The following is a 20,732-nucleotide window of genomic DNA, read 5'->3' on the forward strand; positions in this document are numbered from 1 at the left end:
GGCGCCGCCCCGGCCGCCCGTGCGCCAGGATCGGGCGGCGTGGAGGCCACCCGCCCCGACGCCGCCGGCGCCGAGGCCTACGACCCGGCGGCCTGGCACGACCTCGCGGTGGCGGCCGTCGGCGCCACCGCGGCGCTGGCCGGGCTGCTGTTCGTCGCGGTCTCCATCAACCTCGGCCGGATCCTCGCCTTCCCGACGCTGCCCCGCCGGGCCGCGGCCACGCTGGTGCTGCTGGTGGCGCTGCTCGCCGCGGGCGTGTTCGTCCTCGTCCCCGGCCAGCCGGTGCCCGCCCTCGCCGCCGAGCTCGCCGGCACCGGTGTCCTGCTCGCCGCCGGCGGCGCGGCGGAGCTGGTGCGGGTCCCGGCGGAGGCGGACGCCCCGCGGGCCCGCCGCGTCCTCGCGGCGGGCCTGGTGCTGCTGCCCGCCGGCGCGCTGCTGGCGGCGGCGCTGTCGCTGGTCCTCGGGGCCGGCGGCGGGCTCTACTGGCTGGTGGGGGCGCTGGTCGGCGGGATCGCGGCGTCCTGTCTGAACGCCTGGGTGCTGCTGGTGGAGATCCAGCGCTGACCTCGCGGCCGCCCTGCGGCTGCGGGCAGGATCGCCCGCATGGACGTCGTGGTCGGGCTGGACAGCGGGACCACGGCGACCAAGGCGGTCACCGCCGGCACCGACGGGCGGGTGCGCGACCTGGTGAGCGTCGGCTACCCGCTGTCGGTGCCCGCCCCCGGCCGCGCCGAGCTCGACGCCCACCGGCTCGCCGACGCCGCCGTCGAGGCGCTGGCCGCCGTCAGCCGGGCCGCCCGCGAGCGCGGCGACCGGGTGGTCGGGATCTGCCTGTCCGCGGCCATGCACGGCCTGGTCCCCATGGACGACGACGGCCGCCCGCTGGGTCCCGTGGTCACCTGGGCCGACGACCGCGCGGCGGGCTTCGCCGAGGCCCTGCGCGCCGACGGCCGCGCCGGCGGGCTGCACGCCCGCACCGGGACGCCGGTGCACCCCATGTCCCCGCTGCTCAAGCTCGCCTGGATGCGCGCCGAGGAGCCCGGCCGGCTGGACGCGGTGCCGCGCTGGGGCGGGGTCAAGGAACTCGTCGTCTCCGCGCTGCGCGGCGGCCCGCAGGTCCTCGACCGCTCCTGCGCCTCGGCCACCGGCCTCTACGGCATCCGCACCGGTACCTGGGACGCCGAGGCGCTGGACGTGGCCGGTATCCGCCCCGGGCAGCTCGGCGAGGTCCTGCCCACGACGACGGTGCTCGAGGGCCTGCGCCCGGAGGTCGCCGCGGCCGCCGGCCTGCCCGCGGACACGCCGCTGGTCCTCGGCGCCTCCGACGGGGTGCTGGCCAACCTCGGCATCGGCGCGGTCCGCCCCGAGGTCGCCGCCGTGTCGCTGGGCACCAGCGGCGCGATGCGCGTCGTCGTCCCGGCGCCGACCGTGGACCCGGCGCACCGGCTGTTCTGCTACGCGCTCACCGACGACCACTGGGTGGTCGGCGGCGCGGTCAACAACGGCGGCTCGGTGGTGCGCTGGGCCGCCCAGGCGCTCGCCGATGGGGAGGGGGTCACGGGGGAGGACGCCGACGCCCTCGACGCCCGGCTGCTCGAGGAGGCCGCCGCGGTGCCCCCCGGCAGCGCCGGGCTGCTGTGCCTGCCCTACCTGCTGGGGGAGCGGGCGCCGTGGTGGCGGTCCGGGCTGCGCGGGGCGTACGTCGGGCTGCGCCGCGAGCACCGGCGCGGGCACCTGGTGCGCGCCGCCGTGGAGGGGGTGTGCCAGCAGCTGGCGCTGGTCCGCGACGCGTTCTCGGCCACCGGCCTGCCCGTGACCGAGGTGCGGGCCACCGGCGGCGCGGTCGCCTCGCCGCTGTGGGTGGCCACGCTGGCCGCGGCCCTGGACCTGCCGGTGCGGGTCGCCGACTCCCCGGAGGGGACGGGCCTGGGCGCCTGCCTGCTCGGCCTGCACGCGCTCGGCATGCTGCCCGACCTCGACGCCGCCACCGCGCTGGTCGGCGTCTCCGACCCGGTCGGACCCGACCCGGTCGCCGCGGACCTCCACCGGCGGACCCGCCCGCTGGTCGAGCGGTCCACCCGCGCGCTCGAGGACGTGCTGCGCACCCTCGACGCCCTCGACGACACCCCGCGCTGAGACGGCGGGCCGCGCCGGGCCGCGGACGGCCGCGTTCGGGGCCACGATGTCAGCCCAGACCGCAGGGGCGCGGAGGGAGAGTGCGATGAGGGGTGCGGCGCGGGCCGCGGTGGCCGGACTCGGGGCGCTGGCGGCGGTGGCCGCCCGGGACCTGGCGCAGCGGGAGCACACCCTGCTGCGCAACTTCCCGGTGATCGGCCACGCCCGCTACCTGCTGGAGTCGATCGGCCCGGAGCTGCGGCAGTACCTGGTCGCCGGCAACAACGAGGAGCGGCCGTTCACCCGCGACCAGCGGCGCTGGGTGTACGCCTCGGCCAAGGGCGAGAACAACTACTTCGGGTTCGGCACCGACAACGACCTCGAGTACACGGCCGGCTACCCGGTCATCAACCACCGCACCTTCGGCCGCGCCGTCCCGCCGTCGCACCCGCACTCGGCGGCCGACGTCGCGATCCCGTCGGCGAAGGTGCTCGGCGGCCCGCGCGGGCGGGCCAGGGCGTTCCGGCCGTCGTCGGTGGTCAACGTGTCGGCGATGAGCTTCGGCTCGCTGTCCGGGGCCGCGGTCGAGGCGCTCAACCGCGGCGCGGCGCTGGCCGGGTGTCTGCACAACACCGGCGAGGGCGGGCTGTCGGTGCACCACCGGCACGGCGGCGAGCTGGTGTTCCAGATCGGCACCGCCTACTTCGGCTGCCGCGACGAGGCCGGCCGGTTCGACCTCCAGCGGCTGAAGGACCTCGTCGAGTCCGCTCCCGTCCGGGCACTGGAGGTCAAGCTCAGCCAGGGCGCCAAGCCGGGCCTGGGCGGCGTGCTGCCGGCGGCCAAGGTGACCGCCGAGATCGCCGCCGCGCGCGGGGTGCCCGAGGGCGTGGACTGCGTCAGCCCGTCCCGGCACGCGGAGTTCACCGACGTCGACAGCCTGCTCGACTGGGTGGAGCTGCTCGCGGCCGAGACCGGCCTGCCGGTGGGGATCAAGTCCGCGGTCGGCGACCTGGCCTTCTGGGACGAGCTGACCCGGCTCATGGCCGACACCGGCCGCGGCGTCGACTTCGTGACCGTCGACGGCGGCGAGGGGGGCACCGGCGCCGCGCCGCTGATCTTCACCGACTCGGTGTCGCTGCCCTTCCAGCTCGGCTTCGCCCGCGTGTACAGCACCTTCGCCCGCCGCGGGCTGGCCGAGCAGGTCACCTTCGTCGGCGCCGGCAAGCTGGGCCTGCCCGACAACGCGGTGGTGGCCTTCGCGCTGGGCTGCGACATGGTCAACGTGGCCCGCGAGGCGATGCTCGCCATCGGCTGCATCCAGGCGCAGAAGTGCCACACCGACACCTGCCCGACCGGCGTCGCCACCCAGAACGCGTGGCTGGCGCACGGCCTGGACCCGGCGCTGAAGTCGGTGCGGCTGGCCAACTACGTGGCCACCCTGCGCCGGGACCTGCTCAAGGTGGCCGAGGCGTGCGGCGTCGAGCACCCGGGGCTGATCGACACCGGCTCGGTGGAGGTGCTCACCGGCCGGACGGCGTCGCGGCCGCTGTCGGAGGTCTACGGCTACGAGCCCGGCTGGGGCCTGCCCTCGGCCGCGGACCGGGCGGAGGTCGTCCGGATCATGACGGCGGAGGCCCCGCAGGGCGGGTCCGCGGCGCCGTCGGAGGACGCCGCCCGCTGAGCCCACCCGCGGTCACCACCCAGGGGCCGCCCGTGGCGACGCGCTACCGGTGGGGTCGAAGGTCCCGCCGGTCCGTCCGGGCCCGTCACTAGCGTCGCCCGCTCCCGAGTGGTCCCGACTTCCCCGCGGAGGCCAAGATGGCGGCCTACCTGTACCGGTGCCCGGCGTGCGGCCCGTGGGAGGTGCGGCGGCCCATCGGCACCGCGCAGGCCGAGGAGCCGTGCCCCTCGTGCGGCGACACCGGCCGGCGCGTCTACACCGCCCCGCTGCTGGCGCGCACCCCGGCGCCGCTGGCCGCGGCGCGGTCGCGCGAGGAGGCCAGCGCCGACGCGCCCGCCGTGACGACGGCCGTGCCGCCCGCCCCCCGCCGCCCGGTGCGGCGCGACCCCCGGTGGAGCGCCCTGCCCCGGCCCTGACCGGCCCGCGCGGCGGCCCCGGGCCGGGCCGCCGTCGCCTCCCCGGCTCCCCGCGCGGAGCCGCCACGAACGGCCCGCGGACGCGGGTCGGCCCTCCCGTCAACGGAGATCGGAGTGTGGGGGACATGCCAGACGTCGTCTTCACCGTCGACCAGGCCAAGTCCATGCGGGACCAGGCCGTCCCGGGGCACAACCGCTGGCACCCGGACGTACCCGTCGCCACGATGGTCCGGCCCGGGCAGGACATCCGGGTGGAGTGCCGGGAGTGGACAGACGGCCAGATCGGCAACAACGACTCGGCCAACGACGTCCGCGACGTCGACCTGACCCGGGCGCACATGCTCAGCGGCCCGATCGGCGTCGAGGGGGCCGAGCCCGGCGACCTGCTGGTCGTCGACATCCTCGACCTCGGCCCGGTGCAGGCGCCGCAGGAGTACGGCGAGGCCCCCGGACAGGGCTGGGGCTACACCGGCATCTTCGCCAAGGCCAACGGCGGCGGCTTCCTGACCGACTACTTCCCGGACGCCTACAAGGCCATCTGGGACTTCCACGGCCAGGTGGCGACCTCCCGGCACATCCCGGGCGTCCGCTACACCGGCCTGACCCACCCGGGGCTGTTCGGCACCGCCCCGTCGGCCGACCTGCTCGCCCGGTGGAACCGGCGGGAGAAGGCCCTGGCCGACACCGACCCCGACCGCGTGCCCGCCCTGGCGCTGCTCCCGATCGAGGACCAGACGCTGGCTGGGCAGGCCGACGGTGACGTGGCTGCGGCGATCGCCCGGGACGGCGCACGTACGGTGCCGGCGCGGGAGAACGGCGGCAACCACGACATCAAGAACTTCTCCCGCGGTTCCCGCGTCTTCTACCCGGTGCACGTGCAGGACGCGAAGCTGTCCGGCGGCGACCTGCACTTCAGCCAGGGCGACGGCGAGATCACGTTCTGCGGCGCCATCGAGATGGGCGGGTTCATCGACTTCCACATCGACCTGATCAAGGGCGGCATGGAGACCTACGGGGTGACCACCAACCCGGTGTTCATCCCGGGCAACGTCGAGCCCCGCTACTCGGAGTTCCTGACCTTCATCGGGATCTCGGTCGAGCACGAGGAGGACCGCAACCTCTACCTGGACGCCACGCAGGCCTACCGCAACGCCTGCCTCAACGCCGTCCGGTACCTGCAGAAGTTCGGCTACTCCGGCGAGCAGGCCTACCTGCTGCTCGGGTCGGCGCCGATCGAGGGCCGCGTCAGCGGGGTCGTCGACATCCCGAACGCCTGCTGCTCGCTGTACCTGCCGACGGCGATCTTCGACTTCGACGTGAAGCCGTCGGCGTCGGGGCCGGTCCGAGCCGACCGCGGGCAGTGCGCCGTCACGTCCTGACCGCCCGACGGGTCCCGGCGCACGCCGGGACCCGCCCGCCCGGGCCGGGCGCCGCCCTCAGGCGGCGTCCGGCTCGGGGAACGGCTGGGGGAGGGGCCGGCGGACGGAGGGCCGGGCGGTCACCACGACCGGCCCGCCGCAGTTCCAGCAGGTCGGGTCGTCGTCACCGTCCTCCGCCACGTCCTGCCCGCCGACCTCGCACGGCGCGCACGTCCACACCACCTCGACCCGGAGTTGCACGGATCGCTCCTCACACGAGCACTGCACGGCTCCCGGATGTTCGAGGCCGGGGAGACGGGTACCCGGCGCGCCGTCCGTCCAACCGGGACCGGGGGTCACCGACCGTGGCGGGACGCCGGGGAGGGAGGCGGCAGGTGACCGACGAGGTCCCGCGGATCGAGCGACACGAGGCGGCCGACCGCGCCGGCAAGGCCGCGCTGCGGGCGGCGCACGACCTCACCGAGGGGCTGTCGTCCGACGACGACGTGCCCGAGCCAGTCGTCGTCCGCCGGGGCGGTCCGCACCGCTCCGTCGGCGGGCTGGCCGACCTCATCGACAGCGCCCTGCAGGAGAACGAGGCCCTGCAGGAGGACGAGGGCCTGCAGGAGGACGAGGCCCTCGAGGAGGACGAGGCCGTCCGGGAGAACGAACGGGAGTCCGGGGAGCCGGGCTCCTGACCGCCGGCGCGACCGCCGCCGGCACCAGCCACGGGGGACGTCCGCACCGTCGCGGGACCCGAGGAGATGACCGCACATGGGAGCCGTGGGACTGCTGTACGTGGGAGCCGTCCTGGTCGTCAACGGCCTGATGCTGCTGGGGCTGGTGGACGCCCGCGCCGCCGCCCCGCTCAACCTGTTCGTCGGGGCGCTGCAGGTGGTGACGCCGACCGTCCTGCTCGTCACGGCCGACGGGGACACGGCCACGATCCTGGCCGCGTCGGGCCTCTACCTGTTCGGCTTCACGTACCTGTACGTGGGGATCAACCTGCTCGCCGGCCTCGACGGCACGGGGCTGGGCTGGTTCTCGGCGTTCGTGGCGGCGTGCGCGCTGGTGTACGCCGGGCTGAACTTCTTCTACGTCGAGCCGCGGGACCCGGGCTTCGGCGTCATCTGGCTGTACTGGGCGGTGCTCTGGGCGCTGTTCTTCGTCGTCCTGGGGCTGAAGCGGGAGGAGTTCACCCGCTACACGGGCGCGATCGCCGTCGTCGCCGGGCTGCTCACCGCCGCCCTGCCCGCGTTCCTGCTGCTCACCGGCTCCTGGGCCGACTACACCGGCACGTGGGCGGTCATCCTGGCCATCGTCCTGGCGGCCAGCCTGGTGCTGGCGTACCCGCGGCTGCGGGGCCGCCCGCAGCCGGCCGTCCCGCCGGCCGCGCCGGTGCCGGCCGGGCCGCCGGCCGCGCCGGAGGGCGTGCCGGTCGCCCGGCAGGCCCCCGAGCGCGACACGGCGCGGCCCGCCGACCCGCGCGGCGGCGGGTCGTCCCAGGCGCCGGTCCAGGACCGGTCCTAGGCGGTGCCCCGGAGGAGGTCCTCGAAGGAGGGGACGTCGGTGAACGGGTCGGCCGGGCGGGCCGCCGCCGGCCGGCCCGTGACGACGTCGGCCAGCTCGCCGGCCGCGCGGGTGATCCGCGCGGCCAGCTCCTGGCCGGCGCCGTCCCCGCCGGCCCAGTCCTCGCTCGCCGCGAAGACCGCCGTCGGCACGGTCACCGCGCGCAGGTAGCTGAACAGCGGCCGCACGGCGTGCTCGAGCACCAGCGAGTGCCGGGCGGTGCCGGCGGTCGCCGCGAGCAGCACCGGCGTGCCGGTGAGCGCGTCCTTGTCCAGCACGTCGACGAAGGACTTGAACAGGCCGCTGTAGGAGGCGGTGAACACCGGCGTGACCGCGATGACCGCGTCCGCGCCGGTCACCGTCGCGACCGCCGCGCGCAGCGCGGCGTTGGGGAAGCCGGTGACGAGCGCGTCCGCGACGTCGCGGGCGTGCTCGCGCAGCTCGACGACCTCGACGGTGGCGTCCTCGCCGCGCTCGCGCAGCGCGGCGACGGTCGCCGCCGCGAGCCGGTCGGCCAGCAGCCGGGTCGACGACGGGACGCCGAGCCCCGCGCTGACGACGGCCAGGGTGCGGGTGGTCATCGGACGGACACCTCCTCGCGGGCGTCGTCGGCACGGCCGGTGACGTCGTCACCCGCGGCGTACACCGTGGAGTCCTGCGCGCCGCCGCGCGCCGCCACCCGGGCGGCGTGGGTCGGGGCGTCGGGCACGTGCGCCGGCTTGAGCGCGGCGAACTCGCGGCGCAGCACCGGCACGACCTCCTCGCCGAGCAGGTCCAGCTGCTCGAGCACGGTCTTCAGCGGCAGGCCGGCGTGGTCGATCAGGAACAGCTGCCGCTGGTAGTCGCCGACGTAGTCGCGGAAGCCGAGGGTGCGCTCGACGACCTGCTGCGGGCTGCCCACCGTCAGCGGCGTCTCCCGGGAGAAGTCCTCGAGCGAGGGCCCGTGCCCGTAGACCGGCGCGTTGTCGAAGTAGGGCCGGAACTCGGCGACGGCGTCCTGGCTGTTCCTCCGCATGAACACCTGCCCGCCGAGGCCGACGATCGCCTGGTCGGCGGCGCCGTGGCCGTGGTGCTCGAACCGGGACCGGTAGAACTCCACCATCCGCTGGGTGTGCTCCTTCGGCCAGAAGATGTGGTTGTGGAAGAAGCCGTCGCCGTAGTAGGCGGCCTGCTCGGCGATCTGCGGCGAGCGGATCGAGCCGTGCCACACGAACGGCGGGACGCCGTCCAGCGGCCGCGGGGTGGAGGTGAAGCCCTGCAGCGGGGTGCGGAACCGGCCCTGCCAGTCCACGACCTCCTCGTCCCACAGCCGGCGCAGCAGCGCGTAGTTCTCCACCGCCAGCGGGATGCCGTTGCGGATGTCCTGACCGAACCACGGGTAGACCGGGCCGGTGTTGCCGCGGCCCATCATCAGGTCGACGCGGCCGTCCGCGAGGTGCTGCAGCATCGCGTAGTCCTCGGCGATCTTCACCGGGTCGTTGGTGGTGATCAGCGTGGTCGACGTCGACAGCTGCAGCCGGGAGGTCTGCGCCGCGACGTAGGCCAGCGTGGTCGTGGGGGAGGACGAGAAGAACGGCGGGTTGTGGTGCTCACCGAGCGCGAAGACGTCGAGGCCCACCTCCTCGGCCTTCTTCGCGATGGTGACGACGGCCTTGATCCGCTCCGCCTCGCTCGGCGTCCGCCCCGTCGTCGGGTCGGTCGTGACGTCGCTGACCGTGAAGACCCCGAACTGCATCTCGTGCTCCATGTGGTTGAGAGTGCAACTACTGTACCCGGCCCAACGACCTGCCCCCGCCGGGCATTCCCGGCGCCTCCGTGACCGTACTGAGACCTCTCGACCGCGCTCGGTGACCGGCCCGGCACGTCCGGGCGCGACCGGTCCGGACGCCCCGCGCGCGTCCGTGTCGACCCGTCCGGCCGCACCCGACGGGTGGAACTCTGTGATCACCCCCGACCGGCGCGCCGGTGGGGGGCCGGATCGGACGGCGCACCGAGGGGGAACCGGGATGTCGCTGCGGGGACGGGGAGCTGCTCCCGACGGGACCGGGGACGGCACCGCGGAGCCGCCTCCGGGACGTGGGCTCGACGGCCTGCTGGGCACCGGGCCGGTGTTCACCGGGGCGGTCCGCGGCTACGACCGCGTGCAGGTGGACGACTACGTCGCCTGGGCCGAGACCGAGCTGCTGGTCCTGCGCCGGGAGAACGAGCACCTGCTCAGCCGCTACGCCGCCGCGTCGGCCGAGCTGCAGAACGCCCGCCGGCGGCTGGCCCAGCTGGTCCGCGAGCGGCAGAGCCTGCCCGGCCCCGAGGACGCGGCCGCGATCGTGCGGCGGGCCGAGGAGGAGGCCGCCGCGCTGACGGCCGCCGCCGAGGAGGAGGCCGGGCGGATCCGCGCCGAGGCGCTCGCCGAGGCGCAGGCCCGGCTGTCCGGGGTGGCCGAGATGCGCGAGGCGGTGCTCGCCGCCCGCGAGCAGACCCGCAGCGAGGCCGCCGCCGTCCTCGAGGCCGCGCGCCGCGAGGCGGCCCGGCTGGAGGAGGCGGCCGCCGCGGAGCGCGAGCGGCGGGACCGCGAGGCCGCCGCGGCACGGGCGCGGGCCGACGCCGAGGCGCTCGAGCGCCGGCACGCCGTCGAGGCCGAGCTCGAGCCCCTGCGCGACGAGCGCGACCGGGCGCGCGACTGGCTGCGCCTGCTGACCGGGCAGCTGGACGAGGCGCTCGCCGTCGTCACCGGCGTCGTGCCCGACGACGTCCCCGCCCTCGGCGACAAGCGGGGGCTGGCCCGACTGGAGGAGTCCGCCGGTGGACTCCGGGCGGAGTCGCGTCCGGCGTCGTCCGGGACGGACGTGTCCGACGTGACACCGCTGCACGGGCCCGGCCGGCCCGAGGTGGCCGCGGCCTCCTGACCAGCGGCGACGCGGGGGCGGGTTCCGGGACGAGGGGGTCCGCCCCACCCGTCACGGCCGCACCTCCGGCCCCGGCGGTTGTCACGAACCGGTAACGACCGTACGGTGGCTGACGTCCGGCTGGTCGTCAGGTCCCCGTCCTGGGGAGCCCGGCCGGACGCCGCCGAGTCGTGTCCGCGCCCGTGGACGCGAGCCGGGGACCCACCGCAGTACTGGGGTGAATCGCGCCCGCCGAGCTCCGGCCCGGCGCGCGTAGGGCTCCTTCCCGCCCGAACCCGTCAGCTAACTCGGTAGGCGGCTCACGGAAGAAACGGAGAGTCCCCGCATGCCCCGCCTCCGGGCCGAAGCGGCCCGCAGGTGCAGCTGCCCGCGCGCACACCGCGCTCCCGCGTCCGCCTGACGCCGGCCGCCCCTGCCCTGCCGCTCCCTGCGACGACGTCGCCGGGGACCCCGTAGTCCGCGACACCCGTAGCCCCGCGCCGCACGCGCATGCCCGAGGTCCGCCTCCGGGCCCGCTGCCGCGCGCACTCTCCCTCGGAGCCCTCACCCCCTCATGTCCCGCCACGTCCCGAACACGCCTGCCGACGCCCCCGCGACCGTCGAGCTCGCCACCGCCGACACCCCCGACACCGCCGCCGAGACCACGGCCGGCACCGCCACCCGCGAGCTGCCCGCGGTCGCGGACGCCGCCGAGGCCCCCGCCCGCCGGCGCCTGTTCCGCCGCGGCGGCCCGCCGCTGGGCCCGCGCCGCCCGGCCCTCCTGCTCGGCGCCGCCGCCGCCGGCGCGCTGATCGTCGGCGTCGTCTCCACCAGCGGCCCCGCCGCCTCCGCCGGTACCGACACCGCCGGCACCGCGGTCAGCGTCGCCGACGAGCTGGGCATCCCCGAGCAGCAGGCCGCGACCGCCCCCGACCTGACGTCGCTGGCCGACATCGCCGCCTCGCGCGCCGAGCGCAGCGCGCAGGAGGCCGGTGCCGCCCACGCACAGCTCGCCGCCGAGCAGGCCGAGCGCGACCGCCAGGCCGCCGAGGCCGAGGCCGCCCGCGTCGCCGCCGAGCAGGAGGCCGCCCGCGTCGCCGCGGAGCAGGAGGCCGCCCGCCAGGCCGCCGAGGCGCAGGCCGCCGCCGAGGCCGCGGCCGCGCAGCAGGCCGCCGAGGAGCAGGCCGCCGAGGAGGCCGCCGAGGAGGCCGCGCCCGCCGCGCCCTCCGGCTCCTTCAAGGACTACGCGCTGAGCAAGGTCGGCAGCGGCGAGCAGTTCTCCTGCCTGGAGAAGCTGTGGGGCAAGGAGAGCGGCTGGAACCCCAACGCCCAGAACCCCACCAGCACCGCCTACGGCATCCCGCAGTTCCTGGACTCCACCTGGGCCAGCACCGGGATCGCCAAGACCTCCGACGGCTACCGCCAGATCGACGCCGGCCTGATCTACATCGAGGAGCGCTACGGCTCGCCGTGCGACGCCTGGGCGCACAGCCAGGCCACCGGCTGGTACTGATCGACACGTGATCCATCGAGGGCCGGCCACCCGGGTGGTGCCCGCGGGGTTCGTCCGCGCGCACACCCAGGTGCGCCGGCCCTCGCTCGTCCCCGAGGTGCGGCTGCACGTCGCCGACGACGTCGTCGCCCTGTGGGAGGCGATGGAGACCGCGGCCGGCGGGGCGGGCGAGGAGCCGCCGTTCTGGGCCGCCGCCTGGCCCGGCGGGCAGGCGCTGGCCCGCCACCTGCTCGACGAGCCCGCCACCGTCGCCGGCCGCACGGTGCTCGACCTCGGGTCGGGCAGCGGCCTGGTGGCCGTCGCCGCCGTCCTCGCCGGTGCCCGGTGGGTGCTGGCCAGCGACGTCGACCCGTTCTCCCGGACGGCGGTCGGCGTCAACGCCGGCCTCAACGGCGTCGCGGGCATCAGCGTCACCGGCGACGTGCTGGACCGCGAGCCGCCCGCCGTCGACGTCGTCGTCGCCGGGGACGTCTGCTACGACCGGGAGATGACCGGGCGGGTGCTGCCCTTCCTCGACCGGGCGCGGGCCCGCGGCTGCGAGGTACTCGTCGGCGACCCCGGCCGCCCGTACCTCCCGCACGAGCGGCTGGAGTCGGCCGCGGTGTACGAGGTCCCCGAGACGGAGGGGCCCGGGCTGCGCCGGACGACGGTGTGGCGGCTGCCCTGAGCGCCGCCGGATACGGTCGCCGCGTGCGCCCCTACGCCTTCACCGGTACCGCCGTCGTCACCGGGGCGGCCAGCGGCATCGGCGCCGCGCTCGCCCCGCGGCTGGCCGCCCGCGGCAACGACCTCGTGCTGCTCGACCGCGACGCCGAGCGGCTCGAGGGCGTCGCGGCGGCGGTGCGCGCGGCCTCCCCGGGCCGGTCGGTGGCCACCGTCGTCGCCGACCTCGCCGACGCCGGGCAGCTGCGCGCGGCCGCCGACCGGGTCGTCGCGGACCACCCGGGGACGACGCTGCTGGTCAACAACGCCGGCGTCGCGCTGGGCGGGCGGTTCGACCAGGTGACCCTCGAGGAGTTCGAGTGGGTCGTGGACGTCAACTTCCGCGCCACCGTCCGGCTCACCCACGCGCTGCTGCCGACGCTCCAGGCGCACCCCGGGTCGCACCTGGTGAACGTCTCCAGCCTGTTCGGGCTCATGGCGCCGGCCGGGCAGGCGGCGTACGCGTCGAGCAAGTTCGCCGTCCGCGGGTTCACCGAGGCGCTGCGGCACGAGCTGGCCGAGGACGGCGTCGGCGTGACCAGCGTGCACCCCGGTGGCATCGCGACCCGCATCGCCGAGACCGCCCGTGTCGCCAGTGGCGCGGACCCGGCGGAGGCCGAGCGGGGCAAGCGGGAGTTCGCCAGGCTGCTGCGGTACCCGGCCGGCCGCGCCGCGCAGCGGATCGTCGACGCGGTGGAGCGGCGCCGGCCGCGGCTGCTCATCGGCGCCAGCGCCGTCGTCCCGGACGTCCTGGTGCGCCTGGCGCCCGGCTCGTACGGGAGGGTGCTCGCCGCCGCCACCCGCCTGGCCGCCCTGCGCCGGGCCTGACCGCGCAGGGGCGCCGGTGGCCGTCCACGTCGGCACGTCGGGCTGGAGCTACGACCACTGGGAGGACGTCCTGTACCCGCCGGGGACGCCGTCCCGCGACCGGCTGGCCCACTACGTCCGCCGGTTCGGCACCGTCGAGCTCAACGCCAGCTTCTACCGCTGGCCGCGCACCGCGACCTTCGCCGGGTGGCGGCAGCGCCTGCCCGAGGGCTTCCGGCTGTCGGTCAAGGCCCCGCGCGGGCTGACCCACGCCAAGCGGCTGTACGCCCCGGAGGCCTGGGTCGAGCGGATGACCGCGGCCTGGCACGAGCTGGGGCCCCGGCGGGCGGTGCTGCTGGTCCAGCTGCACCCGGCCGCCGCCCGCGACGACGCCCGGCTCGACCACTTCCTCGGCCTGCTGCCGGACTGGATGCGGGTGGCCGTGGAGTTCCGGCACCCCAGCTGGCACGACGACGGCGTGTTCGCGCTGCTCGAGCGGCACGGCGCCGCCTACTGTGTGATGAGCGGCGCCGGCCTGCCGTGCGTGCTGCGCGCGACGGCGCCGTTCGTCTACGTCCGGCTGCACGGGCCCGACGCCGCGCACCTGTACGCCGGCTCCTACCCCGACGCCGACCTGCGCTGGTGGGCCGACCGGATCGGCGAGTGGGCCGGGCAGGGGCGCGACGTCTACGCGTACTTCAACAACGACGGGTACGGCCACGCGGTCCGGAACGCGGAGACCCTGCGCGCGCTGACCGGCGGCTGAGGTCCGCAGCCGCGAGACTGGGTCCGGTTCCCGCCCACCGGGGCGGGCGGGCCGGGGGAGGTGCGCGTGAGCGAGTCCGAGGACAGGCCCCGCGACGGCGGGCTGGTGGCGCGGTCGGTCGAGGAGTTCGTGGCGCAGCTGCGCGGCTTCACCGACCGGGCCACCCGGCTGGCCGCCGGCGCCGTCCCGTCGGGGCTGTCGCTGCCGCGGCTGCCCTCGCCGCCCGGGGCGATGTCGGCGGCGCAGGTGCGGTCGATCGCGTCGTCGGTGCGGGCGCAGCGGCAGCTCGTCGAGGGTCTGGTGGGCCAGTTGCAGGCCTTCGACGAGCAGCTGGCGGTCTTCGAGCGGATCCTCGAGCCGCTCGTCGAGTGGAGCGGCACCTGGGCGCGGCTGGAGGAGTCCTTCGCCGACGTCCTCCGCCGCTCCCCGTCGGACCGGCCGGCCGACCGGCCCACCGGCCAGGAACCGCCGCCCGCTCAGTCCTCGTAGCAGGCGGTCAGCGCGGCCACCACCAGCGGCACGTCGAGCGCGGAGGCGAGCTCGCGGCAGGAGTGCATGGCCAGCATCGGCGCGCCGACGTCGACGGTCGCCACGCCCAGCCGGGTGGCGGTCAGCGGGCCGATCGTCGAGCCGCAGGGCAGGTCGGCGCGGGAGACGAAGTACTGCACCGGCACGCCCGCCTCGGCGCACCGCTCGGCGAACCAGCCGCTGCCGGCCGCGTCGGTGGCGTAGGCCTGGTTGGCGTTCACCTTCAGCACCGGGCCGCCGCCGAGCTGCGGGGTGTGGGCGGGCTCGTGCCGGTCGTACCGGGTCGGGTGGACGGCGTGCGCCGTGTCCGCCGAGACCAGCCGGGACCGCGCGAGCGTCCGGGGCAGCGCCTGCGGGTCCGCGGGGTCGGTGACGGCGACCAGCCGGCGGACGACGTCCTCCAGGAAGCTGCCGCGCGCCCCCGACATCGAGCCGCTGCCCACCTCCTCGTGGTCGTTGGCGACCAGCACCTGGGTGCGCTCGCCGGGTGCCGCGCCGACCAGCGCCGTCACGCCGGCGTGGCAGCTGGCCAGGTTGTCCAGCCGCGGCGCCGCGACCCACGTGCCGTCCGCGCCGGCGGGGGCCGCGGGCTGGGTGTCGGCCAGCACCAGGTCGTGCCCGACGACGTCGCCCGGCGATCCCCCGACGGCCGCGGCGAGCGCCTCGGTGAGCCCGGGCTCGGTGTCCAGGTCCCGCGACCAGACGGGGACCAGGTGCCGCTGCGGGTCCAGCGTCAGCCCCTCGCGCACGCTCCGGTCGAGGTGGACGGCCAGCGACGGCAGCCGCAGCGGGGCGCCGTCGAGCCGGACCAGCGCGGTGCGGCCGCCGCGCAGCACCACCCGCCCGGCGACGGTCAGCTCCCGGTCCAGCCAGGTGTGCCACAACCCGCCGCCGTACGGCTCGACGCCGACCAGCCGGTAGCCGGCCTGCCGGACGTCGGACCGCGGCCGGACCCGGAAGGTGGGGGAGTCGGTGTGCGCGCCGACCAGCCGCATGCCGGCCTCGGCGAGCGGGGCGCTGCCCAGCCGGAACGCGACGAGGCTGCCCTGCCGCACCACGAAGTGCGCCCCGCCGGGGGCGAGCCGCCACGCGTCGGCCTCGGCCAGCTCGGTGAACCCGGCGGCGGTCAGCCGGCGGGTGAGCTCGGCCACGGCGTGGAACGGGGAGGGGGCGGCGTCGACGAGACCGCGCAGGTCGTCGCCGAGGGAGAGGTCCGGCACGCCTGCGATCCTGCCCCACGGGCCGGGCGCCCCGACCCCCGCCCGTGAATGGTCATGCGCGGACGTGCATAATCTCTCTCGTGTCCAAGGTGCTCACGTCCCTGCCCGTCGGCGAACGCGTCGGGATCGCCTTCTCCGGTGGTCTCGACACCTCCGTGGCGGTCGCCTGGATGCGCGACCGGGGCGCGGTCCCCTGCACCTACACCGCGGACATCGGCCAGTACGACGAGCCCGACATCGCCTCGGTGCCCGGCCGGGCCACCGCCTACGGCGCGGAGATCGCCCGGCTGGTCGACTGCCGCGAGGCGCTGGTCGAGGAGGGCCTGGCGGCCCTGACCTGCGGGGCGTTCCACATCCGCTCCGGCGGGCGCAGCTACTTCAACACCACCCCGCTCGGCCGCGCGGTCACCGGCACGCTGCTGGTGCGCGCCATGCTCGAGGACGACGTCCAGATCTGGGGCGACGGCTCGACGTTCAAGGGCAACGACATCGAGCGGTTCTACCGGTACGGCCTGCTGGCCAACCCCTCGCTGCGGATCTACAAGCCGTGGCTGGACGCCCGGTTCGTCGAGGAGCTGGGCGGCCGCAAGGAGATGTCGGAGTGGCTGACCGCGCACGGCCTGCCCTACCGGGACAGCGCGGAGAAGGCCTACTCCACCGACGCCAACATCTGGGGTGCCACCCACGAGGCCAAGCGGCTGGAGCACCTCGACGCGAGCATCGAGATCGTCGAGCCGATCATGGGCGTCCGGTTCTGGGACCCCGCCGTCGAGATCGAGACCGAGGACGTGACGATCGGCTTCGCCAACGGGCGGCCGGTCTCGGTCAACGGCAAGGAGTACGCCTCCGCCGTCGACCTCGTGCTCGAGGTGAACGCGATCGGCGGCCGGCACGGGCTGGGCATGTCCGACCAGATCGAGAACCGGGTCATCGAGGCCAAGAGCCGCGGCATCTACGAGGCGCCGGGCATGGCGCTGCTGCACGCCGCGTACGAGCGGCTGGTCAACGCCATCCACAACGAGGACACCCTCGCCACCTACCACACCGAGGGCCGGCGGCTGGGCCGGCTCATGTACGAGGGCCGGTGGCTGGACCCCCAGGCGCTCATGCTGCGGGAGTCGCTGCAGCGGTGGGTCGGCATGGCCGTCACCGGCGAGGTCACGCTGCGGCTGCGGCGCGGGGAGGACTGGTCGGTCGTCGACACCACCGGCCCGGCCTTCAGCTACCACCCGGACAAGCTGTCGATGGAGCGCACCGAGGACCCCGCCTTCGGCCCCACGGACCGGATCGGCCAGCTGACCATGCGCAACCTCGACATCGCCGACTCCCGCGCCAAGCTCGAGCAGTACGCGCGGCTCGGCATGGTCGGCGGCGGGGCCGAGCCCGCCGTCATCGGCGCCGCGCAGGCGGCCGCCACCGGGCTGATCGACCGGATGACCGAGGGCGGCGCGCAGGCGATCGCCGGCCGCACCGCCCCGGTCGACGACGAGGCGCTCGACCGCGCCGCGATGGAGTCCGGCACCGACTAGGGAGGGACCCCGTCCTCCTCGCCCCTCGCAGGCTCGGGGCGAGCCTCTGGACGGGGCCGTCCCCGCACGCCGCTCACACGTTCGCGTCTCGACCCAGGGGGCGGAGGTCCACCCGGAGCGGGTGGTCGGCGGGGACCTCGACGAGCACGATCGCCACGCCGTCGGGGTCCTCGACCGTCGCCTCCAGCAGGCCCCACGGCATGCGCCCGGGCTCCGCGACGACGGGGACGCCGGCCCCGGCCAGCCGCGCCACCTCGGCGGCCAGGTCGCGCACCTGCACCCACAGCGCCAGCCCGCGCGGGCGCTGGTCGGCCCGGCCGGACACCTCGAGCAGGCCGTTGCCGAGGAAGAACACCAGCCCGCGGTGCCCGGGCGGGCCGAACTCGCGGTGCACGGCCAGCCCGAGGACGTCGCGGTAGAACGCCTGCGAGCGCTCGGGGTCGGTGGGCCGCAGGAGCACGCGGCTGCTCAGCACGTCCATGCCCGCGGCATACCCTCGGCCGGTGACCCCTCCCGCCCCGCCGGCGGCCGCCCCCGCCGACCGGCGGCGGGACCTGGCCGCCGACTGCTCGTCCTGCGCCGGGCTGTGCTGCGTGCTGCCCGCCTTCGCCGCCTCGGCCGACTTCGCCATCGACAAGCCGGCCGGCCGGGCCTGCCTCCACCTCACCGCCGACGCCCGCTGCGGCATCCACGCCGACCTGCGGCAGCGCGGCTTCCCCGGCTGCACGGTCTTCGACTGCTTCGGCGCCGGCCAGCGGCTGGTGCAGGCCGCCGCCGTCGAGCACCCGGCCGCCGACCCCGGCGTCGCGGCGGCGTTCCCCGTCCTGCGGCAGCTGCACGAGCTGCTCTGGTATCTCACCGAGGCGGCCGCGCTGCCGCTGCCGGCCGGTCTGCACGGGGAGGTCACCGCGGCGCTCGGGCGCACGGAGCGGCTGGCCGCGGGCCCACCGGCCGAGCTGGCAGCGGTCGACGCCGGAGCGGTCCGCGGGGAGGCGGGGGAGCTGCTGGGCCGGGTCAGCGCCGCCGTCCGCACCGGCGGGCGGGACCGGCGCAACGCCGACCTGGTCGGCGCCGACCTGCGACGGACCGACCTGCGCCGGGTGAGCCTGCGCGGCGCCTACCTGATCGGCGCGGACCTGCGCGGGGCCGACCTCACCGGCACCGACCTGCTCGGCGCGGACCTGCGCGCGGCCGACCTGCGCGGCGCCGACCTCAGCGGTGCGCTGTTCCTCACCCGCCCGCAGGTGGCCGCCGCCCGCGGCGACGCCGGCACCCGGCTGCCCGCCGTCCTCGGGCGCCCGCCGCACTGGACGGCGGCCGCGGCGACCGTCAGCCCGCCGCGTCCGCGTCGTCGGGGCGGTCGTCGGGGCGCTCGTCGGGGCGGCCGCGGCGGCGCAGCAGGCCGGTGACGCCGGCGACCCGTGACTGCGCCTGACGCAGCGTCGCGATCATCGGCATCAGGTCCTCGTCGATGGTGCGGATGATGTCCGGCACCGCATCCACCGCGGGGTCGTCGAGCACCCGCCCGACCCGCTCCAGCCCCGGCTTGAGTGCCCGCACCGGCTCCTCGAGCTCGCCGACCAGCCCCTCCAGCCGCTCGGCGGTGCGTTGCGCCGACGAGATGGCCGACGTCGCCGTCGAGGTCGCGGCGATGAGCTCTCGGACAGCGGCGTTGAGGTCGGTCAGGGTCCGCGGCAGCTGGGCCAGCGCCTCGGTCTGCGTCTGCAGGAGCGTGAGCAGCTCCGTGAGGCCGGGGATCTTCGGCATGCCGAGGCGGAAGGGGTCCACGTCGTCCACCGTCGCGCCCGGGCCGACCACGCCGCAACTCAGCCCGGCAGCACCTCGCGCCAGCGCCGTCCGGCCGCGCGGCCGTCACGGACGTCGGCCAGCCCGCGCAGCGCGTCGAGGTCGGCCAGGACGTGCGGGGGCAGCGTCCCGGTGAGCACCCCGACGGTGCCCACCGACGACGCCAGCACCGACGGCTGCGGCGGCGGCATCCCGTTGGGTCGCACGAACGTGACCTTCCACCGCTGCCCGGCCGCCGACAGCCTCAGCCCGCCGCCGAACCACCACCACGGCCACGAGACGTCGGTGACCGCGTCGAGCGGCACGTCGAACACCGGGGTGTCGCCGACGAACGCCAGCCCCCGCCCGTCGGTGGCCAGGAAGCCCGGCACGTTGCGCAGCCCGCCGATCAGCCAGGCCGGGCTGACGAGCACGTTCACAGCGCCCGCAGGATGTCCTCGACGCGCTCGCGCGCGTCGCCGAACAGCATCCGGGTGTTCTCGCGGAAGAACAGCGGGTTCTGGACACCGGCGTAGCCGGTGCTCATCGACCGCTTGAACACGACGACGTGCTCGGCCTCCCACACGTGCAGCACCGGCATGCCGGCGATGGGGGAGCCCGGGTCCTCGGCCGCGGCCGGGTTCACGGTGTCGTTGGCGCCGATGACCAGCACGACCGACGTCTTCGGGAAGTCGTCGTTGATCTCGTCCATCTCCAGGACGACGTCGTAGGGCACCTTCGCCTCGGCCAGCAGCACGTTCATGTGCCCGGGCAGCCGCCCGGCGACCGGGTGGATGCCGAAGCGCACCGGCACGCCCTTGTCCGACAGGGTGCGGGTGAGGTCGGCGACGGCGTTCTGCGCGTGCGCGACCGCCATGCCGTAGCCGGGGGTGATGACGACGCTGTCGGCGTCGCGCAGCAGCTGCGCGACCTCCTCGGCGGTGGTCTCGGTGTGCTCGCCCTCGACCGTGCCGGTCCCGGTGGTGCTGCCCTCGTTGCCGAAGCCGCCGGCGATGACGGAGATGAAGGAGCGGTTCATCGCCTGGCACATGATGTAGGAGAGGTAGGCACCCGAGGAGCCGACCAGCGCGCCGGTGATGATGAGCAGGTCGTTGTCGAGCAGGAAGCCCGACGCCGCCGCCGCCCAGCCGGAGTAGCTGTTGAGCATCGAGACGACGACCGGCATGTCGCCGCCGCCGATCGAGGCGACCAGGTGCCAGCCCAGCGCCAGCGCCAGCACGGTGACCGCGGCGAGCACGCCCAGGCCGGGCGAGACGACGAAGACGACGGTCAGGACGGCGAACGCCGCGAGCGCGCCCAGGTTCAGCGCGTTCTTGCCCGGCAGCACCAGCGGGTTGCTCCTGATCCGCGCCGACAGCTTGAGGAACGCGACGATCGAGCCGGTGAAGGTGACCGCGCCGATGAAGACGCCGATCGCGACCTCGGCGGAGTGGATGCCGACCGGCAGGCCGAGCTCCTCGGCCTCGCCGGCCCCGCCTCCTGACGACCCGGCCCCCTCGACCGACAGGTAGCCGTTCCAGCCGACCAGCACCGCGGCCAGGCCGACGAAGCTGTGCAGCAGCGCGATGAGCTCGGGCATGCCGGTCATCTCGACGATGCGCGCCCGCCACAGGCCGATGGCCGCGCCGAGGGCCATGGCGACGGCGATCAGCCCGACGGCGAGCGCGTCGCCGTCGCGCCAGGCCAGCCCGACGGTGGCGACCAGGGCGACGGCCATGCCGGCGATGCCGTAGGCGTTGCCCGCCTTGGCGGTCTCGTGCCTCGACAGGCCGGCCAGGCTCAGGACGAACAGCAGGCCGGCGACGATGTAGGCCGCGGACGCGGCGCTGGTGGCGGTCAT

Annotated in this window: 23 protein-coding genes and 1 riboswitch; of the genes, 15 read left to right on the plus strand and 8 right to left on the minus strand. The window is 76.1% G+C overall.

From position 1 onward, the window contains the following. Positions 1 to 39: 39 nt before the first annotated feature. The 5 genes from ACI8AK_RS07535 (at position 40) to fmdA (ending at position 5,591) form a co-directional block, all read left to right on the plus strand. On the plus strand, positions 40 to 564 hold the full coding sequence (locus tag ACI8AK_RS07535) for a hypothetical protein (RefSeq protein WP_456949626.1): 525 nt from the start codon (positions 40 to 42) through the stop codon (positions 562 to 564). 39 nt (positions 565 to 603) lie between these two features. After that, positions 604 to 2,136: a gluconokinase gene (locus ACI8AK_RS07540; RefSeq protein WP_456955693.1), complete on the plus strand. Its 1,533-nt coding sequence runs from the start codon at positions 604 to 606 to the stop codon at positions 2,134 to 2,136. 85 nt (positions 2,137 to 2,221) lie between these two features. Then, a complete protein-coding gene (locus ACI8AK_RS07545) occupies positions 2,222 to 3,796 on the plus strand; it encodes an FMN-binding glutamate synthase family protein (RefSeq protein ID WP_456949628.1) in 1,575 nt (524 codons plus the stop codon). A gap of 137 nt (positions 3,797 to 3,933) precedes the next feature. Then, positions 3,934 to 4,212: an FmdB family zinc ribbon protein gene (locus ACI8AK_RS07550; protein ID WP_456949629.1), complete on the plus strand. Its 279-nt coding sequence runs from the start codon at positions 3,934 to 3,936 to the stop codon at positions 4,210 to 4,212. A 125-nt stretch (positions 4,213 to 4,337) separates the two neighbouring features. After that, positions 4,338 to 5,591 carry a formamidase gene (gene fmdA / locus ACI8AK_RS07555; protein ID WP_456949630.1) on the plus strand — a complete coding sequence of 418 codons (1,254 nt, stop codon included), beginning with the start codon at positions 4,338 to 4,340 and terminating at the stop codon, positions 5,589 to 5,591. Between the two features lie 57 nt (positions 5,592 to 5,648). Here fmdA and ACI8AK_RS07560 read toward each other — a convergent pair whose 3' ends face one another. Then, positions 5,649 to 5,831, minus strand: a complete 183-nt coding sequence (locus ACI8AK_RS07560) for a hypothetical protein (protein ID WP_387989889.1) — start codon at positions 5,829 to 5,831, stop codon at positions 5,649 to 5,651. Positions 5,832 to 5,965: 134 nt separating this feature from the next. On the opposite strand from ACI8AK_RS07560, the gene ACI8AK_RS07565 reads away from it, so the two are divergent. Together ACI8AK_RS07565 and ACI8AK_RS07570 are read left to right on the plus strand one after the other, a co-directional pair. Then, a complete protein-coding gene (locus tag ACI8AK_RS07565) occupies positions 5,966 to 6,268 on the plus strand; it encodes a hypothetical protein (protein ID WP_456955695.1) in 303 nt (100 codons plus the stop codon). Between the two features lie 76 nt (positions 6,269 to 6,344). Next, positions 6,345 to 7,100: an AmiS/UreI family transporter gene (locus tag ACI8AK_RS07570; protein ID WP_456903102.1), complete on the plus strand. Its 756-nt coding sequence runs from the start codon at positions 6,345 to 6,347 to the stop codon at positions 7,098 to 7,100. On the opposite strand, the gene ACI8AK_RS07575 is transcribed toward ACI8AK_RS07570, so the two are convergent. Both ACI8AK_RS07575 and ACI8AK_RS07580 read right to left on the minus strand, forming a co-directional pair. Beyond that, positions 7,097 to 7,720: an FMN reductase gene (locus tag ACI8AK_RS07575; protein WP_387989898.1), complete on the minus strand. Its 624-nt coding sequence runs from the start codon at positions 7,718 to 7,720 to the stop codon at positions 7,097 to 7,099. The two genes, ACI8AK_RS07570 and ACI8AK_RS07575, sit on opposite strands and share 4 nt — an antisense overlap. Beyond that, positions 7,717 to 8,886: an LLM class flavin-dependent oxidoreductase gene (locus ACI8AK_RS07580; protein ID WP_387989900.1), complete on the minus strand. Its 1,170-nt coding sequence runs from the start codon at positions 8,884 to 8,886 to the stop codon at positions 7,717 to 7,719. Before ACI8AK_RS07580 ends, ACI8AK_RS07575 begins: the two co-directional genes overlap by 4 nt. Before the next feature lie 259 nt (positions 8,887 to 9,145). Here ACI8AK_RS07580 and ACI8AK_RS07585 point away from each other — a divergent pair, with 259 nt between their 5' ends. From ACI8AK_RS07585 to ACI8AK_RS07610, 6 genes are all read left to right on the plus strand, one after another. After that, entirely contained in the window at positions 9,146 to 10,042 is an 897-nt protein-coding gene (locus tag ACI8AK_RS07585) for a hypothetical protein (RefSeq protein WP_456955697.1), read from the plus strand. Positions 10,043 to 10,193: 151 nt separating this feature from the next. Beyond that, a riboswitch (cyclic di-AMP (ydaO/yuaA leader) is annotated at positions 10,194 to 10,354 on the plus strand. A gap of 241 nt (positions 10,355 to 10,595) precedes the next feature. Continuing rightward, positions 10,596 to 11,534, plus strand: coding sequence for an aggregation-promoting factor C-terminal-like domain-containing protein (locus ACI8AK_RS07590; protein WP_456955699.1), 939 nt, complete (start codon positions 10,596 to 10,598; stop codon positions 11,532 to 11,534). 7 nt (positions 11,535 to 11,541) lie between these two features. Next, the gene (locus tag ACI8AK_RS07595; protein ID WP_456955701.1) at positions 11,542 to 12,201 is read left to right on the plus strand and encodes a class I SAM-dependent methyltransferase; all 660 of its coding nucleotides are present in this window, start codon (positions 11,542 to 11,544) and stop codon (positions 12,199 to 12,201) included. A gap of 23 nt (positions 12,202 to 12,224) precedes the next feature. Then, positions 12,225 to 13,064, plus strand: coding sequence for an SDR family NAD(P)-dependent oxidoreductase (locus ACI8AK_RS07600; RefSeq protein ID WP_456955703.1), 840 nt, complete (start codon positions 12,225 to 12,227; stop codon positions 13,062 to 13,064). A 16-nt stretch (positions 13,065 to 13,080) separates the two neighbouring features. After that, the gene (locus tag ACI8AK_RS07605) at positions 13,081 to 13,809 is read left to right on the plus strand and encodes a DUF72 domain-containing protein (RefSeq protein WP_456903098.1); all 729 of its coding nucleotides are present in this window, start codon (positions 13,081 to 13,083) and stop codon (positions 13,807 to 13,809) included. Positions 13,810 to 13,875: 66 nt separating this feature from the next. After that, complete coding sequence (locus tag ACI8AK_RS07610) at positions 13,876 to 14,298, plus strand: hypothetical protein (RefSeq protein ID WP_387989916.1); 423 nt, start codon at positions 13,876 to 13,878, stop codon at positions 14,296 to 14,298. Here ACI8AK_RS07610 and ACI8AK_RS07615 read toward each other — a convergent pair. After that, positions 14,286 to 15,557, minus strand: a complete 1,272-nt coding sequence (locus ACI8AK_RS07615; protein ID WP_456949638.1) for a M18 family aminopeptidase — start codon at positions 15,555 to 15,557, stop codon at positions 14,286 to 14,288. The genes ACI8AK_RS07610 and ACI8AK_RS07615 overlap by 13 nt on opposite strands. A gap of 80 nt (positions 15,558 to 15,637) precedes the next feature. On the opposite strand from ACI8AK_RS07615, the gene argG reads away from it, so the two are divergent. Next, the gene (gene argG / locus ACI8AK_RS07620; protein WP_456949639.1) at positions 15,638 to 17,086 is read left to right on the plus strand and encodes an argininosuccinate synthase; all 1,449 of its coding nucleotides are present in this window, start codon (positions 15,638 to 15,640) and stop codon (positions 17,084 to 17,086) included. Positions 17,087 to 17,159: 73 nt separating this feature from the next. Here argG and ACI8AK_RS07625 read toward each other — a convergent pair whose 3' ends face one another. After that, on the minus strand, positions 17,160 to 17,567 hold the full coding sequence (locus ACI8AK_RS07625) for a VOC family protein (RefSeq protein WP_456949640.1): 408 nt from the start codon (positions 17,565 to 17,567) through the stop codon (positions 17,160 to 17,162). Between the two features lie 22 nt (positions 17,568 to 17,589). Here ACI8AK_RS07625 and ACI8AK_RS07630 point away from each other — a divergent pair, with 22 nt between their 5' ends. After that, entirely contained in the window at positions 17,590 to 18,495 is a 906-nt protein-coding gene (locus ACI8AK_RS07630) for a pentapeptide repeat-containing protein (protein WP_456949641.1), read from the plus strand. Here ACI8AK_RS07630 and ACI8AK_RS07635 read toward each other — a convergent pair. Genes ACI8AK_RS07635 through pntB form a run of 3 tightly spaced genes read right to left on the minus strand, consistent with a single transcriptional unit; the run spans position 18,416 to position 20,732 of the window. Continuing rightward, on the minus strand, positions 18,416 to 18,874 hold the full coding sequence (locus ACI8AK_RS07635; protein WP_456949642.1) for a hypothetical protein: 459 nt from the start codon (positions 18,872 to 18,874) through the stop codon (positions 18,416 to 18,418). The two genes, ACI8AK_RS07630 and ACI8AK_RS07635, sit on opposite strands and share 80 nt — an antisense overlap. Positions 18,875 to 18,912: 38 nt before the next feature. Beyond that, positions 18,913 to 19,311, minus strand: a complete 399-nt coding sequence (locus ACI8AK_RS07640; RefSeq protein WP_456949643.1) for a hypothetical protein — start codon at positions 19,309 to 19,311, stop codon at positions 18,913 to 18,915. Continuing rightward, positions 19,308 to 20,732 (minus strand): Re/Si-specific NAD(P)(+) transhydrogenase subunit beta, encoded by a 1,425-nt coding sequence (gene pntB / locus ACI8AK_RS07645; protein WP_456949644.1) that lies wholly within the window; start codon positions 20,730 to 20,732, stop codon positions 19,308 to 19,310. The genes ACI8AK_RS07640 and pntB overlap by 4 nt, the downstream gene beginning before the upstream one ends.

Source organism: Geodermatophilus sp. SYSU D00867 (assembly GCF_054050315.1).